Origin of the sequence: Phormidium tenue FACHB-1052, from assembly GCF_014696675.1 — a bacterium.
Lineage (GTDB): Bacteria > Cyanobacteriota > Cyanobacteriia > Phormidesmidales > Phormidesmidaceae > Nodosilinea > Nodosilinea tenuis_A.
This window is the reverse complement of the sequence record NZ_JACJQN010000002.1, coordinates 211,017-225,366: the sequence shown is the minus strand read 5'-3', so window position 1 is coordinate 225,366 and position 14,350 is coordinate 211,017. Positions and strand designations below refer to the sequence as shown.

At 57.9% G+C, this 14,350-nt stretch carries 14 protein-coding genes and 1 pseudogene; 6 read left to right on the top strand and 9 right to left on the bottom strand.

What is annotated here, in order from left to right:
• Nucleotides 1-308: 308 nt before the first annotated feature.
• Complete coding sequence (locus H6G07_RS04895) at nucleotides 309-1,496, bottom strand: transaldolase (protein WP_073607288.1); 1,188 nt, start codon at nucleotides 1,494-1,496, stop codon at nucleotides 309-311.
• Between the two features lie 323 nt (nucleotides 1,497-1,819).
• Here H6G07_RS04895 and H6G07_RS04890 point away from each other — a divergent pair, with 323 nt between their 5' ends.
• Nucleotides 1,820-3,220 (top strand): IctB family putative bicarbonate transporter, encoded by a 1,401-nt coding sequence (locus H6G07_RS04890; RefSeq protein WP_073607289.1) that lies wholly within the window; start codon nucleotides 1,820-1,822, stop codon nucleotides 3,218-3,220.
• A gap of 91 nt (nucleotides 3,221-3,311) precedes the next feature.
• On the opposite strand, the gene H6G07_RS04885 is transcribed toward H6G07_RS04890, so the two are convergent.
• Both H6G07_RS04885 and H6G07_RS04880 read right to left on the bottom strand, forming a co-directional pair.
• Nucleotides 3,312-3,638, bottom strand: a complete 327-nt coding sequence (locus H6G07_RS04885) for a hypothetical protein (RefSeq protein ID WP_073607290.1) — start codon at nucleotides 3,636-3,638, stop codon at nucleotides 3,312-3,314.
• Nucleotides 3,639-3,973: 335 nt separating this feature from the next.
• On the bottom strand, nucleotides 3,974-4,552 hold the full coding sequence (locus H6G07_RS04880) for an SRPBCC family protein (protein ID WP_073607291.1): 579 nt from the start codon (nucleotides 4,550-4,552) through the stop codon (nucleotides 3,974-3,976).
• Between the two features lie 96 nt (nucleotides 4,553-4,648).
• Here H6G07_RS04880 and H6G07_RS04875 point away from each other — a divergent pair, with 96 nt between their 5' ends.
• Nucleotides 4,649-5,161 (top strand): HugZ family pyridoxamine 5'-phosphate oxidase, encoded by a 513-nt coding sequence (locus tag H6G07_RS04875; RefSeq protein WP_073607292.1) that lies wholly within the window; start codon nucleotides 4,649-4,651, stop codon nucleotides 5,159-5,161.
• Between the two features lie 7 nt (nucleotides 5,162-5,168).
• Here H6G07_RS04875 and H6G07_RS04870 read toward each other — a convergent pair whose 3' ends face one another.
• The gene (locus H6G07_RS04870) at nucleotides 5,169-6,047 is read right to left on the bottom strand and encodes a DMT family transporter (protein WP_073607293.1); all 879 of its coding nucleotides are present in this window, start codon (nucleotides 6,045-6,047) and stop codon (nucleotides 5,169-5,171) included.
• 163 nt (nucleotides 6,048-6,210) lie between these two features.
• On the opposite strand from H6G07_RS04870, the gene H6G07_RS04865 reads away from it, so the two are divergent.
• Complete coding sequence (locus tag H6G07_RS04865; protein ID WP_073607294.1) at nucleotides 6,211-7,809, top strand: hypothetical protein; 1,599 nt, start codon at nucleotides 6,211-6,213, stop codon at nucleotides 7,807-7,809.
• 99 nt (nucleotides 7,810-7,908) lie between these two features.
• Nucleotides 7,909-8,733 carry an alpha/beta fold hydrolase gene (locus tag H6G07_RS04860; RefSeq protein ID WP_073607295.1) on the top strand — a complete coding sequence of 275 codons (825 nt, stop codon included), beginning with the start codon at nucleotides 7,909-7,911 and terminating at the stop codon, nucleotides 8,731-8,733.
• 133 nt (nucleotides 8,734-8,866) lie between these two features.
• Here H6G07_RS04860 and H6G07_RS04855 read toward each other — a convergent pair whose 3' ends face one another.
• Nucleotides 8,867-9,160: a DUF1816 domain-containing protein gene (locus tag H6G07_RS04855; protein ID WP_073607296.1), complete on the bottom strand. Its 294-nt coding sequence runs from the start codon at nucleotides 9,158-9,160 to the stop codon at nucleotides 8,867-8,869.
• 45 nt (nucleotides 9,161-9,205) lie between these two features.
• Entirely contained in the window at nucleotides 9,206-10,783 is a 1,578-nt protein-coding gene (gene rlmB / locus H6G07_RS04850; RefSeq protein ID WP_073607297.1) for a 23S rRNA (guanosine(2251)-2'-O)-methyltransferase RlmB, read from the bottom strand.
• Nucleotides 10,784-11,166: 383 nt separating this feature from the next.
• Here rlmB and H6G07_RS04845 point away from each other — a divergent pair, with 383 nt between their 5' ends.
• Complete coding sequence (locus tag H6G07_RS04845; RefSeq protein ID WP_199311913.1) at nucleotides 11,167-11,562, top strand: winged helix-turn-helix transcriptional regulator; 396 nt, start codon at nucleotides 11,167-11,169, stop codon at nucleotides 11,560-11,562.
• Here H6G07_RS04845 and H6G07_RS04840 read toward each other — a convergent pair.
• The 3 genes and pseudogenes from H6G07_RS04840 to lipA all read right to left on the bottom strand — a co-directional run.
• Nucleotides 11,559-11,801, bottom strand: a complete 243-nt coding sequence (locus H6G07_RS04840; protein WP_073607298.1) for a DUF4327 family protein — start codon at nucleotides 11,799-11,801, stop codon at nucleotides 11,559-11,561. The two genes, H6G07_RS04845 and H6G07_RS04840, sit on opposite strands and share 4 nt — an antisense overlap.
• 281 nt (nucleotides 11,802-12,082) lie before the next feature.
• A complete protein-coding gene (locus H6G07_RS04835; protein ID WP_084172901.1) occupies nucleotides 12,083-12,607 on the bottom strand; it encodes a CAP domain-containing protein in 525 nt (174 codons plus the stop codon).
• A 152-nt stretch (nucleotides 12,608-12,759) separates the two neighbouring features.
• Nucleotides 12,760-13,641: pseudogene (lipA, locus tag H6G07_RS04830) on the bottom strand (lipoyl synthase); the annotation flags it as partial.
• 118 nt (nucleotides 13,642-13,759) lie between these two features.
• Between lipA and H6G07_RS04825 the strand changes: the two are divergent.
• Entirely contained in the window at nucleotides 13,760-14,335 is a 576-nt protein-coding gene (locus H6G07_RS04825) for a L,D-transpeptidase (RefSeq protein ID WP_073607300.1), read from the top strand.
• Nucleotides 14,336-14,350: the final 15 nt, after the last annotated feature.

Genomic DNA, 14,350 nt, shown 5'->3' with positions numbered 1-14,350 from the left:
AGTCAGCACAGCAATAGGAATGGGGCAGGGCCTTCTCTCAGGGGTAGAGAGCAGCCCAGTAGCTCTAACCAATACTGGGGTAGGGGCGCGGCAAGCTGTAGCGCTCAATACGGTTTCGCGGAAACACTCTGGCAGAGCCACTCAGCCCAGCCCGGCAATATTGGGCTAGGCAACTGGTCAAAGCAATCGCCAGCCGAACCCGACAGTTGGGCTCAGCTGGCGATCGCTAACCAGCTCAGATTTTCTCATGCCCGTATCGACGACGAGAAAACCTCGGATTCTCACGGGATTATTTCAATTCCCAAAAGTTAGACCGAAGCAACCTCAAAGGCAGGCCCCAGTCCGGCCACAATCTCCGAGGAGGAAAGCTTGCCGTCGTGGTCAAGGTCAAGGGCATCGAAGGCGGCATCGGTGCCGAGCCATTCTTCCCGAGTAATAAAGCCGTCACCGTCTAAGTCATAGGCTCTAAACAGGTCAAACTGGTCATCTCGAGCGGTAGAGGTCGTGCCGGTGCTCTCGGTGAGCTGGGTCAAACGGTTGGCAAGTAAGCCCTCTAGGGTTTCGAGGGCCTTGCTAAACCCTTTGATGCCTTCGTCGAGCTTTTCGGTGGCCATGCGATCGCTCTCATGCATCGCTCGGAAAGTCGCTTCATCAATGGAGCTCTGCTCAATGTCCAGTGATGCGGCCTTGTCGGGGTCAAGCTTGCGGGGCAGGTCGGCCTGGGTCTCGTCGAGCTTGGCCAGCAACTGCGGCGAGATGGTCAGCAGGTCACAGCCCGCCAGCTCGGTGATTTCGCCCACGTTGCGGAAGCTGGCCCCCATCACCTCAGTCTTGTAGCCAAATTTCTTGTAGTAGTTGTAGATCTCGGTGACCGAGAGCACGCCGGGATCTTCGGGGGCGGGGTACTCTTCGCGACCGGTGTCTTTTTTGTACCAGTCAAGGATGCGACCCACAAACGGAGAAATTAGGGTGGTGCCCGCCTCGGCACATGCGATCGCCTGGTGAATGCCAAACAGCAGGGTGAGGTTGCAGTGAATCCCCTCTTTCTCAAGAATCTCAGCCGCCTTGATGCCCTCCCAGGTGGAGGCAATCTTGATCAGCACGCGCTCAGGGGTAATGCCGAGCTTGTCGTATTGGGCGATGATATCGCGGGCGGTGGACACCGTGGCTTCGGTGTCGTAGGAGAGCCGAGCATCGACCTCGGTAGAAACCCGGCCAGGGATAATGCCCAAAATCTTGTGGCCAAAGGCAACCGCTAGGCGATTAAAGGCCAAGTTAGCCACGTCTTTATCCGACGCTCCCTCTCCGGCATCTGCCTTTGCCTTGAGCAGGGTGTCATCGACAATGGCTTGGTACTGGGGCATCTGCGCCGCCGCCGTAATCAGTGAAGGGTTGGTGGTGGCGTCGCGAGGGGTAAATTTCTCAATGGCTTGGATGTCTCCGGTGTCGGCGACAACAACGGTCATTTGCCGAAGCTGCTCTAAGAGGCTGGCCATGGGTTTCTCCTGAAATTTGGGGGCAAAAGGGGATTTCTGGTTTTATCCCCATTGTAAACAGGGGATTCTGAGCCGGGCATTAACCCTTAGTTAAAGCTACAGGGCAGTTACAAAACATTGTGTGCCCTCCAAACGATCCCCTATTCCTAACGGTTTCTTAAAGGTTCAGGGTTCAGGGTATAGGGTTCAAGGCGGCATTCTAACCCTATACCTTGAACCCTATACCCAGTTTTCACTGCCAAAAGAAATTAATCGATTGCTTCAACTCGGTCAAAGCTTGGCATGATGGGAGGGATTTTATCGGCGATCGCCCCTCGATATTAATGCTGACTGACTTTTGGCAACAGCTCACCCTCTCTGGTTTTGCCCTAGAACAGTGGCGCGATGCCAGCCTGATCCACCGGCTGCTGGCCCCGCTGCGGCGGTGGCGGCAGGATAGTTGGCTGCTGCGCTGGGGCGACTGGATTGGCCTAGCTATTGTGGTGCTGCTGTTTGCCCTGGCCCCCTACGTCTCGACTACGCTGATTGGGGTACTGCTGTTAGCGGCGGCGGCCCTGTGGGCCTTGCTTACCCTCACCGATGAAGCCGGGGCGGGCCTGTCGCCCGTTCACTTGACGGTGGCGGTCTACTGGGGAGTAATGGTGCTGGCCACGGCTTTTTCGCCCGTGCGGGGGGCGGCTGTCAGCGGACTGATCAAGCTGACGCTGAATATCTTGCTGTTTTTGCTGATTGCGCGGGTAGCGCGACAGCCCCGGGCCAGGGGCCTGCTGATTTTGGCCTACATTTTGACCACTCTGCCCGTATCGATATATGGCCTGCGGCAATATTTCTTTGGGGCGACCGCTTTAGCCACCTGGGTAGACAGCAACTCGGCAGTAGCCGATGTGACCAGGGTTTACAGCTTTTTGGGCAATCCTAACCTGTTGGCGGGCTACCTGATTCCAGGGGTGATGTTGAGCGCGGCGGCAGTGTTTGCTTGGCCGCGCTGGGTGCCAAAGGGGCTAGCTATCTTGGCTACCCTGGTCAACACGCTATGCCTGATTTTGACCCTCAGCCGCGGCGGCTGGATTGGCTTTTTGATTGCGGGCTTTGTGCTGATGACACTGGTGGTGCAGTACTGGAGTGTTTGGTTTTCGCCTTTTTGGAAGCGTTGGGCGCTGCCGCTGTTGCTGGGTGGAGCAGCGGCGGTAGTCATAGCAGGGGTAATCTCGGTTGATTCGCTGCGGGCGCGGGTGTTGAGTATCTTTGTCGGTCGGGCCGACAGCAGCAACAACTTCCGTATGAATGTATGGGCCGCTGTCATTGACATGATTCGCGCCCGCCCCGTTTTGGGCATCGGCCCCGGCAATGACGCCTTTAACGCGGTTTATCCCCTCTTTCAGCGACCTCGCTACACCGCCTTGAGCGCCTACTCAGTCTTTTTAGAGGTGCTGGTGGAGGGGGGCATCATTGGATTGACGGCGTTTCTGTGGCTGCTGCTGCTGATTTTTCACCAGGGCTGGGTGCAGCTCCAGCGACTGCGGGTCACCCAGGATCAGCAGGGCTACTGGCTGATGGGGGCGATCGCCTCGATCACCGGCATTCTCGGCCAGGGCATTGCCGACACCGTGATGTATCGGCCTCAAATCAGTACGCTGTGGTGGATGGCGATCGCCCTGGTGGCTAGCTACTATCCAGCGCAGCAAGTGTGGAGCGGTCGCTCGTTTAAGGTGCGCCAGGAGTAGCCAGTTGCCTGGAACAGCTAACCGGCTCAGAGCTATAGACCCAGTGATCTATAACCAAAGATAGATTCGTCTCCTGAGCTGCCAAAGTACGTTAGTAGCTGTCTTCCATGCCTTCGGTGCCATCCCAAGTGGGGTGGGGCAAAAGCCTGACTTTGCCTTTTTGAGGCAGCTCTTGACCAACGGATAGAGTTCCCCCGTTGAGCGCCAAGTGAGCCTTTAAGCGCCTTTTGGCCTCCGCCATGGAGTTGACCCGGAAATTGAGAATGTAGAGGTAGGGCGAGGGGCTCTGATCTAAGTCAGTGGCACTTTCCCAAATGCGCAACCGGATGCCGTCGGCATCGGGCACGATCTTGTAGAACAGCAGATGATCGACGTCGGGGGCATAGCGGCTGAGGTTGGTGGAAAGCGGAGTTTGCATGTCCCAAAGACCAGAATCAAACGACCAGAAGAACGATTAGCCGGCAGCAGCACCTTCACCTTCTTTGAGAGTACCCATAGCCAGGGTCACAATCTAAGGGGGCTTTATGAATTCCTTACAATCAATTCGTGGAATTCCCGGAACAATCGGCATCCGGATAAACATTCCAAACTGTAAGAAATCGGCCTTGGGTTTGGCCTAGGTTCTGATAAAACTACCCTAACGCTTATAGAGCAAAGCGTTGGGGATCATTGATTTAAGTATCGAACAAGTTGCGACTGCCCGTCGACCTTTTTGCTCTGATCTGCGTAAAAATGCCTAAGACTTTATGTTTCCTAAAGATTAAGCGAAGTTGCCCTGCGTTCCATCTCGCCACGCAGGGCCTTGATGGTGTCGACTAAGCCAGCCTCAAACAGGTTATAAAACATTGACTTAAAGGGGCCGACATCGGCTTCGGCCCGCACTTGCTGCGAGAGCAAGCGCACTGGCTCGGTGCCTGGCGCTAGGGTGGCGGTATCGATGCGCCAGTGGCCGTACATGTATTCCAAGTTGCCCTTGAGCAGCCGGAAGCTGATCTGCTGACCGTCCAGCTCTAGGTTTTCGGTCAGCACCGTCGATTCCATAGTGGTGAGCAGAATGCGGCGGCGATCGATTTGCTCGACCACGGTGCGATCGCCGTCAATCTCGACCACGCGGCTTTTTACCACCGTCGGCAAGAACTGATAGAAGTTGTCGTAGTCGGTGAGCACGTCCCAGGCCATGGCGTGGGACACCGGGGTAGCCGCCATAATGCCGTACTGGCCCTTGCCGCCCTTTACCAACACATCGCGTTTGGCTAGGGTCGCCCAATCAGCCGGGGTTAGTTTGCCCAGATAGGCCTCAGCGGGCTGAACCTGACGAGATAAACGCGACATAATATCCAGAGTGCCAAACCTCAATTACTCTAACGCTAAGCCGCAGCGGCGGCATAGCCTTGCTCTGTTGTTTCTATAGCTTACTGCCATTCGCCAATGCCTAGTTTTGCAGCGGTTTTAGCGGCCTACCAAGACTTGCCCAACCGGGTACACAGCCTGATGCTGAGCACCGTCAACGGTGCTGGGCTACCCCACGCCAGCTATGCGCCCTACGTCATCGATGCGGACTACCAGATCTATATCTTTACCAGCGGGCTGTCGGCCCACACGGCGAACCTGCAAAGTAGTGGTTTAGCCAGCGTTCTGCTGATCGAAGACGAGGCCGCTGCCCCCCAGGTGTTTGCCCGCCAGCGGATTGCCTATGACTGCCAGGCCAGTCTGCTGCCCCGAGGTACTGCCGCTTGGGAAGCGGTGGCTGATCGCTTTGAGCAGCGCTTTGGCGAGATTATCCCCATGCTGCGATCGCTCGATGACTTTCAAATTTTTTGCCTCAGTCCCCAGGCCGGGCGGTTTGTAATGGGGTTTGGGGCGGCCTACGCTGTTGATTCTGAGAACTTGAATCAGCTGGTCGGCCCGCCTCAAACTGGCCCCGATAATGCCTCGGCCTAACTGCTGCCTAGCCGTTCACCAAAATGCCGATGCCGACTAGGGCCACGATTGCTCCTACGATCGCTCGGAGGCTGACGCGATCGCCCAGGGCCGCTGCCAAGGGCAGCACAAACAGCGGGCTGGTAGAGGTCAGCGCCTGGGCGACACCAGCAGCGGCATATTTCAGCGCCATCTGCTGAAGGTAAATCGCTAGGTAGGTGCCGAAGCCCGCTGCCAGCGCTACCCCGGCCAGCAATTTGGGCGATCGCAGGGGTCTGAGCTGCCCCACCACTGGCCCCTGCCAGCGCAAAATTCCCACAATGATAACGAAGCCGCCCCCCAGCCGCAGTAGCGAGCTCCACATGGGGGCGATCTCGGTGTCGGCCAGCACGGCCCGCGACATCACCGCCCCGGTGGCCTGGCCCAGAGCCGCCAGCACCCCATACAGCACGCCCCGGTAGTCAGCCCGGCCCGGTGCGGCCCCCGGCACTCGCTCAGCAATTACCCACACCACCCCGGCCAGGGTGAGGCCCATGCCCAGCCAGGCCCGACCGCTGAGGGTCTCCTGCAAAAACACCAGGGCCAGCAGGGCTGCCAGGGGCGGAGCTAGGGTTTCGAGCAGCAGCGCCCGTCGGGGGCCGAGGTGGTTAATGGCGGCAAAGTAGGCTGTATCGCCCAAACCAATACCAATTACGCCGCTGAGGGCCAAGATGCTTACGGCTTGGCGGTCTAGGCCTGCCGCACTCTGACCTATGAGCACCAGGGTTAGGGAGAGCAGCACCAGGGCGATCGCCCCCTTGGCCAAGTTGAGCACCAGCGGCGACAGCGCCTTGCCCAGCCGCCCAAACACCACCGTGGCAACCGCCCACAGAAAGGCCGCCGTCAGGGCCGCTAGTTCACCTCGCATAACTAGGTAAAACCTGCTTTACAACGTTTAAATTTTGCGTAATGTCACCATAGCGGAATGCAACAGAATCTTTACACTTCTGCCCCAGGAATGTGCTGATCGAAGGGGCGATCGCCGTAGAGAGAACCAAGACAGACTGACCAATCCTAGGAAAATTTGAGTTATGCGTGTCTGGGCTCTAGCATCATGCAGCGGGCTACTGGCTTTGGCCGCCTGTAGCGCCGAACAATCCAGCTCTCCTAACCCGAGCACGGCTCCCCCCGATGGGGACGCCGCTGAAATTAACACTCAACCAGGGCTCATCGCTACGGCGTCTAGCCCCATGGCCCGCCCCGAGGTGCGCCCTCGGCAGGTTATTCAAAGCGGCTATCGCCTCAACCCGACTGTGGGCAGGGCTTCTACCACAGCCAGGAGCGATGGCCAGACCATACCCCAGGCGACAGTCCTGCGCGATCGGCTACAGCGCCTGCGGAGTCAACAGGGGGCTCGGCTATCGCCATCGACATCGGTGACGGCTGCTCCCCAGCCCGCAGCCCTGGTTCGGCCAAATCTCTCTCAGCCCAAGACAGAGATTCCGGAAAATCCAGCTTTTAACGTTACCCAGGGCAACACCTTCAGCACCCAGGGGATCGCCCCTCTGCCCACGCCCTCCCGGCCTACGCCCATTATCCCCGAGGCAAACCCTTCCGCCGTCAATACTCCTGGCTTCAGTAGCGCCGCTTTGAACCCAGCACAGTCGGCCAGCGCCGCCCGCACCTATCCCATAGCCCCGCTCGGACACCAGGGCTATAGCACCCGACCCCAACAACAGGCTCCTGTGTTGACCATCGCCCAAGCCGAAGCAGAGACAGCCTCTAGCGCCCGGCTCCATGGGGGAACCCTAACCGCTCAGCAAGCAGATCCTGCCCTTGGAGGAACCCCAATTCCTCAGGTTGCTGTCCGCCCAGAAACGCTCTCTGGGCCTAGCAGCCCGACCAGTGCCGCTGCCATCAGCAACTCGGCACCCGTTAGCGACCTACGGGCAGCATCCCCTACCCCAGCCGCCCAGTCTACCGCCCATCAGTCTAGTGGCAGCGTAGCTCTGACTCCTACCCCAAGCTCAGTTAGTCAAACAAGCGCCGCAGACCACCAGAGTCAGGCGGGATCTGCGGTGGTAAACCCTGACCCCGTTGGTCAGGCACCCGTGCTGTGGGAGTCGGTTCGCTCAGTAGCGGCAACTGGCGAAGCGATCCCTTCCGGAGCCCTTCCCGAGAGCCTGCCTCTCAACGCGGCAACCCCTCGGCCTAATCTCGTTCCTCCCCAGCTGGCCCCATCGGCAGCTAATGTTGGCTCTGCCCCAAGGGTCACGCTGGCGGAAGAAGCTGCGATCGCGCCTTCACCCGTTGAACTGACAGGCATGCTCCCCAACCCGGACGCCCAGCCTGAAACTGCTGCCTTGAGGGACGACGCTGCACCAGTCCTACATCACCAAAGCCAGATTGGCTCCGAAACGGTTCACCTGATCCCGACCGCCGATACTCCTGCCAAGGGGTTGCCGATGGCCTACTGCCTGTCGCCTAGTGGTCAGCTCTTGCCCACTGCACTTGAAGCTCAAGGCTCGTTAGCATCACTGCCAAAATTCAGCTCCTCTAGCCCGAATGCCCCCAGCCTTGAGTTGGGAGCTAATCTGAGCGCTTTGAGCAAAACCGACGCTACCGAACTCTGTATGGGCTTGCCCGCTTCCACCCCGGAGCCGACTACCACCCCCGCCACCCCAGACTAAAGCCGTTTTGCTGAGCGCAAACCCAAGGTTGTCTAGCAACATCCCGCCCGGCCAAGCTATGGTAAATCGGGTGCGCTACAGCGGGGATCGCCACACACGATGAAACTTCATTGCACCATCCAGGGCCAGGGCTTTCCCATTCTTTGCCTGCATGGGCACCCGGGGTCGGCCAAAACCATGGGGGTGTTTACAGAACGGCTGAGCGATCGCTACCAAACCATAGCCCCTGACCTGCGGGGCTACGGCGCTAGCCAAACGCGATCGCCCTTTGACCTCGCCGACAGCCTCGCCGACCTGGTGGAACTCCTCGATACCCAGGGCCTTGATCGCTGCCTAGTATTGGGCTGGTCGCTGGGGGGGATTTTGGCGATGGAGCTGGCCCTGCGCTATCCCCAACGGGTGGCGGGGCTGATTCTTATTGCCACCGCAGCCCGCCCTGTAGGTGCTCACCCGCCCACCACCTGGCTAGAATTGGTCAACACAGGGCTGGGATCAATCTTAAATGTGATCGCTCCTGGTAATGGACTGGTGCGCTACGGGCTGGGGCCGCGATCGCTCTACCGCTATCTGCTGCGGCAGCATACCCCCCACGCCTATCACCGTTTGGCCAAAGAAGGTTTTTGGGCCTACCTGGGCACTTCGCCCCTGGCGAACCGCGCCCTCAACCGGGCATTGGCCCGCCGCTATAACCGACTACCCGACCTAGGGGCGATCGCCGTTCCCTGCTTAGTCCTCTGTGGAGCAGACGATTGCCACATTACTGCCCAGGCCAGTCTCGAAACCGCTGACCATCTTCCTAGGGCAGAGAGCCACTGTTACCCCAACACGGCCCACCTACTGCCCTGGGAAATTCCAGATCAGCTGCTGGCCGATATTGATAACTGGCTAGAACGGCATGGAGCCGAGCTAACGCTAACAAACTGACAGCCGGGCAAGATAAACCCGCTCAGGTGCAATCGCTTGCCGTGGCGAATCTACGGCAAGCCTAGCGAGATGAGCACGCGTCTCTAACCAAGATGTCTCAAAAGCAAAACTCATCAGCAACCGCCTTAGTTACCTAGGGATGGCCACTGAAGGCCGGGGTCGAAAATTTTTCCGTCGGGGTATCCCACTCATCGGTGATGGTGAGCTGCTTAGGGGGGCTGCACAGTGAAACTGATAGCTGAATGTTTTGCGCCCCTTCCTGCTCCAAATCTTCAACGTAACCGCCCTTGGCGCTGTGGGCCTCAGACTCGCTATCAAAGGGGCCAAAGTAGTAGGTGCAGGCGGGCTGACTGGTCTTAATCTCAACCCACCAAGCTTTACTCTGGCCTAAAATGCTGCTTAAAAAGCGACCTAAAAGGTTATTCATAGATCCTGCCTATCTGCCTGGTTTCAAATGTTTCTCAAGGGATAGCTACGGCTCTAGGCCATTCTTAGGCAACACCGCACCATTTTTCGTTATACTGCCTTGCTTTTGATTTTGCAAAGAGGAAATTTGTTCTTGGGCCACCCATTGATGACGATAGATCTCATAGAGAGCCATGCCTGTAGCCACCGATGCATTTAGGCTAGGAACTGTCCCCCGCAGCGGAATTGATATCAGCGTGTCGCAGCTCTGCTGCACAGTCAGGCTAAGGCCACTGCCCTCAGACCCGACTACAATCACCGTTGGGCGATCGAAGGTGGCGCGGTGCGCCGGCTGACTCGCTTCTGAGGACAGCCCGTAGATCCAAAATCCCTTTTCTTTAAGGGTATCGAGGGCGCGCTTTAGGTTAACGACCCGGGCTACGGGCAGACTTTCTAAAGCGCCAGCGGCCACTTTTGCCACGGTTGATGTCACCCCTACTGCTCGCCGCTGCGGGATCACGATCCCTTGAGCACCCAGGGCTTCGGCGGTGCGAATAATCGCTCCCAAATTGTGGGGATCAGTAATGCTGTCGGCGGCAATAATCACCGGCACCTTAGCCGCTCCCAAGGAGGTTTCGATCATCTCATCAAGGTCGTGGTAGGCGTGGGCGGCGGCTTGGGCCGCGATCCCCTGGTGGCTGGCTCCGGCAGTGATTTGGTTAAGCCGTATAGTATCTACTTCATCAATTACCGCGCCGTTGGCCTTGGCCTCATCGATCAACGGCAGAAACCGGGGATCGTAGCGAATGCGATCGTTAACCCACACGCGATTTAGGGGCCGCTGAGCCTGGAGAGCGGCTTCTACGGCGTGACGCCCGTAGATCAAATCGGTTTCGTCTTGCACATCGTCGCCATCCCCCGCCCCCTGGCTGCTGACCCCAAACGAACGTGGAGCAGCGGCAGCGCGATCGCCGCCCTTATAGCGAGACTTACCTTCGTCATAGCGGGGCTTGCCGCTCTCATACCGAGGCTTACCACCCTCGTAGCGAGGTTTGTCGTCTTTAAAGCGAGGCTTACCTTCGTCATAACGGGGTTTATCGCCTTCATACCGAGGCTTGTCGCCGCCGTAGCGAGGCTTGTCGTCTTTAAAGCGGGGCTTGCCACTGTCATAGCGGGGTTTTTCATCCCCTTGACGGGGCTTACCACCCTCGTAGCGAGGCTTGTCATCTTTAAAGCGGGGCTTACCGCTGTCATAGCGGGGTTTGTCGTCGCCATAGCGAGGCTTGTCACCGGCATAGCGGGGTTTTTCATCCCCATAGCGGGGCTTGTCGCCCCCTTGACGGGGTTTGCTGCCCTCGTAACGTGGCTTGTCGTCTTTATAGCGAGGTTTACCGCCGTCATAGCGGGGCTTCTCGTCGCCGTAGCGGGGCTTGCTGCCTTCGTAGCGAGGTTTGCCTTCACCATAGCGGGGTTTGTCGTCTTTAGAACGGGGCTTACCGCTGTCGTAGCGAGGTTTATCGCTGTCATAACGGGGCTTGCCCTCACCGCCCTGGCGAGGCTTGCCGCCTCGGTAACCCTCAGCATTTTGGCGAGGCTCCGACCCAGAAGAACGGTTGGGGTTGCGGAAAGGCTTTTGGGACGACATGGCCACACCTGATAGGAGTTAAAAACCAAAAAATTAAGCAGAAAGCCTAGGCTAGCACGGCATACGACTAACCCTATCATTCCTGATTTTTGCAAGCCGACTGCCTAAGTACTGATTTGGGCGGGCAAGCCCACTCGTGACAAGAGCCCCAACCCCTTAGACTACTGCTGTATCAAGAGCTTGGTGACTTCCCCACTGGCCCGGGTGCTGCCAAGCTCACCTTAGCCCAAGTACCTGTTTGCTTATCGTGACTCTATTCCAAAGAGCTTGGGGATAGATCTAAAAAGAAGCTTAAATTCTCGGCATCCAGTACCGAAGTAACCAACATCCCCGGAATAATCCTTCACAATGGAAAATGACACCCCCATACCGGAGTGATGCCTATGCCTCACACATCCAACGGTACGAAGCTCGATTGTCCGGTTCATCTGGTGTTGTCATACATTGGCGGCAAGTGGGCCATTCTTATCTTACGAGAGCTATTTCAGGGCAACCGCCGCACTAATGAGTTTTTGTCGGCCCTGCCCGGCATTAGCACTAAAACCCTGACTGCTCGGCTGCGCGAGCTAGAAGGCTACGGCTTGGTTAAACGTACGGTGTTTCCTGAGGTTCCTCCACGGGTTGAGTATTCGCTTACCCCTAAGGGACATGAAGTGCAGCCGATCATGGCAGCTCTTAGCCAGGTGGGGGAGCAGTGGTTAGTGCACAGGCCTGGTGATTCGCGCAGCGATCGCCCTGGAAAGCGCCCTACTACCCTCTATGGTTCTGGAGGTCGCTAGTCATTGCTCCAGGTTTCGTGGGGGATCAGATCGCCGATGCGATCGCGCAGACCGTAGTCGTGATTCTCCAATTCAGCCTCAATAAACGGCCACTCTCGGGCGGCAATGTAGCCGCACAGCGCACAGATGGGCTGACAGCGATCTAGGGTGCCGCAGTCCACGAGCTGCTTAGCCTCATCGCGAATATCGTCTAGGGTGTAATGCCGAGTCAGGGTCGAACTAGATGCTGTAGTAGTCATGGAATTGCCCTCCAATAATTGGATGGCAATGAGGATATCTACTTACCACCCAACTACATAGTGCAACCCCAATAAAAGGGAGCAAAGCAGTTAATACGCATCCTTAACGTTTGTTCACATGACGCAACATTGTAGCCTGGTATACCGTTAAAGCCTGTTCGAAAGCGGCCAGGGCTGGATGAGTACTCCAGTGATAATGATGCCATTGCGCATAGGCACTCATCCCGGCCACTGGTCTAGGTTGGCATTAACCTACCCTCAAAGACATGCCTTGAGTGGGTCTAGCGCGGTCTGGCAAACACCTGGGCCCAGTAGGGGCGATTTGCCCCCGTGGCATAGCCCACCCCTAGCTCCGTAAAGGCAGGATTGAGAATATTCTGGCGGTGGCCAGGGCTACTCATCCACGCAGCCATGACGGCAGCGGCGGTGGGCTGCCCCATGGCGACGTTTTCGCCAATGGTTGACCAGTTGTACTGGGTGGCGTCAATGCGCGATCGCATGGTTGAGCCGTCCGACCCGGTGTGGCTCATGCGGCGGCTCGTAGCCATATCTTGAGCGTGGCGCTGGGCGGCGGTGGTGAGCTTGTCGTTAAGCACCAGGGGCGGCGCATTAACCCGCTGGCGTTCGACATTGACCAGGCGCAAAATCTCTTGGGCGATCGTCACATCGGCCTGGGCTACTGTGACCGGCGGGCGTTGGGCGATCGCCGCTGGCCCTATTGCCACCGGCAGCAATCCTGCCCCTAGGGCCGCCAGTAGGGCAACGCTCGTCGAGCTAGTGCCTAAAACCTGTTTCCATCGGTGCATGGGTATCTCCTGAGGTGAATGCTTGAAGGCGATAGACGACCCTGCTATTCCTTTGACGGCAGCGCAGAATTCGCGGTTCCATTCGATTCACCTAAGATGCCCAGGTCTAATGCCACAGGCCAATTTTAGAATCTCAGCAGCGATCGCAGGCTCTAACGGGGATTCTGAGCCATCAGCCGCTGTACATCTTCGGCGTGGTATGAGCTGCGCGTCAGCGGCGACGATACCACCTGCAAAAACCCCTTGGTCTCACCCACCTGTCGCCAGGCATCAAACTGGGCCGGGGTGACAAACTCCGCTACGGGCAGGTGCTTTGGCCCCGGTGAGAGATACTGCCCCAGGGTCAAAATGTCGCAGTCTACAGCCCGCAGGTCATCCATCACCTGCTGCACCTCGGCGTCGGTTTCACCCAGACCCGCCATTAACCCCGATTTGGTGTAGACCCAGGGGGCTAATTCGCGGCTGCGGCGCAGCAGTTCGAGCGATCGCCCATAGTCCCCCTGGGGCCGCACTCGCCGATAGAGTCGAGGCACCGTCTCAGTGTTGTGGTTGAGCACGTGGGGTCGAGAGGCCAAGATCGTCTCCAGCGCCTGCCAGTTGCCGCACAGATCGGGGATCAGCACTTCAATAGTGGTGTCTGGAGTCGTCTGCTTAATCGCCTCGATGCAGGCGACAAACTGGCTAGCTCCACCGTCAGCCAGATCGTCGCGGTTGACCGAGGTGATCACCACATGGTTGAGTTTCATGCGCCGCACTGACTCAGCCAGGCGCAGAGGCTCAGTGGGGTCAAGGGCCTGGGGCTTTTTCTCAAAATCTATGTCGCAGTAGGGGCAGGCGCGGGTGCAGGCCGGCCCCATAATCAAAAACGTGGCCGTCCCCGCCTTAAAACACTCGCCAATGTTGGGGCATGAGGCCTCTTCACAGACGGTGTTGAGACCGAGGTCTTGCAAGATTGCCTTGACCTCGCCCACCCGCTCCCACTGGGGCGCTTTAACCCGTAGCCACTCTGGTTTTACCGCCACCGTCTCAAACCCCGACCTTGTGTTTGCGCTTTCATCATATCAACCCTCAGCATCACTTGTTGGGACTGTGCTTTGCCCCCGAGGGATAGCGCTATGCTGAAGAAGAGTACTGGGAGACTACACCAACTCGATGGATGCGCCCTCTCCCCTGAAACGCTGCCTCATGGTGCTGTGCTTCGGTGCAGCGGGGCTGCTGGCCGCTGGAGCATGGCAAGACCAGGTCAGCGATCGATGGCGGTTCGAAGAACCCTTTGCCCGCACCCGCCTGGTGCGGCTCGCTACCGTCATTACCCAGGCTCCAGACACCCTGATGACCGCTAACACTCGCGTGGTGATTAGCCTCAGTCGGCGGCGGCTCATTCTCTATCAAAACGACGAAGTACAGGGCGAGTTTTCGGTAGCCATTGGCCAAGACGACTGGGAAACCCCAGCGGGCGAATTTGTCGTCCGCGACATGCGCACCGACCCGGTGTGGCAACACCCAATTACCAAAGAAGCCATTGGCCCTGGGCCTAGCAATCCCCTCGGTTCCCGGTGGATTGGCTTCTTGGTGGAGGGGCAGTATCACATCGGCATCCACGGCACGAACCAGGAAACCCTGATTGGCGAGGCCGTCTCCCACGGCTGCGTGCGTATGCTCGAAGCCGACATCAACACCTTGTATAGCCATGTCAAAGTGGGCACTCCCATTAAAGTGGTGCCCTAGTTGAATCACGATAGA

Coding starts and splice junctions, on each gene's coding strand:
- H6G07_RS04885 (WP_073607290.1), bottom strand. CDS start 3,638: ATGCAAACTCCGCTTTCCACCAACCTCAGCCGCTATGCCCCCGACGTC.
- H6G07_RS04825 (WP_073607300.1), top strand. CDS start 13,760: ATGGATGCGCCCTCTCCCCTGAAACGCTGCCTCATGGTGCTGTGCTTC.
- H6G07_RS04895 (WP_073607288.1), bottom strand. CDS start 1,496: ATGGCCAGCCTCTTAGAGCAGCTTCGGCAAATGACCGTTGTTGTCGCC.
- H6G07_RS04860 (WP_073607295.1), top strand. CDS start 7,909: ATGAAACTTCATTGCACCATCCAGGGCCAGGGCTTTCCCATTCTTTGC.
- rlmB (WP_073607297.1), bottom strand. CDS start 10,783: ATGTCGTCCCAAAAGCCTTTCCGCAACCCCAACCGTTCTTCTGGGTCG.
- H6G07_RS04840 (WP_073607298.1), bottom strand. CDS start 11,801: ATGACTACTACAGCATCTAGTTCGACCCTGACTCGGCATTACACCCTA.
- H6G07_RS04875 (WP_073607292.1), top strand. CDS start 4,649: ATGCCTAGTTTTGCAGCGGTTTTAGCGGCCTACCAAGACTTGCCCAAC.
- H6G07_RS04845 (WP_199311913.1), top strand. CDS start 11,167: ATGCCTCACACATCCAACGGTACGAAGCTCGATTGTCCGGTTCATCTG.
- H6G07_RS04870 (WP_073607293.1), bottom strand. CDS start 6,047: ATGCGAGGTGAACTAGCGGCCCTGACGGCGGCCTTTCTGTGGGCGGTT.
- H6G07_RS04835 (WP_084172901.1), bottom strand. CDS start 12,607: ATGCACCGATGGAAACAGGTTTTAGGCACTAGCTCGACGAGCGTTGCC.
- H6G07_RS04855 (WP_073607296.1), bottom strand. CDS start 9,160: ATGAATAACCTTTTAGGTCGCTTTTTAAGCAGCATTTTAGGCCAGAGT.
- H6G07_RS04890 (WP_073607289.1), top strand. CDS start 1,820: ATGCTGACTGACTTTTGGCAACAGCTCACCCTCTCTGGTTTTGCCCTA.
- H6G07_RS04865 (WP_073607294.1), top strand. CDS start 6,211: ATGCGTGTCTGGGCTCTAGCATCATGCAGCGGGCTACTGGCTTTGGCC.
- H6G07_RS04880 (WP_073607291.1), bottom strand. CDS start 4,552: ATGTCGCGTTTATCTCGTCAGGTTCAGCCCGCTGAGGCCTATCTGGGC.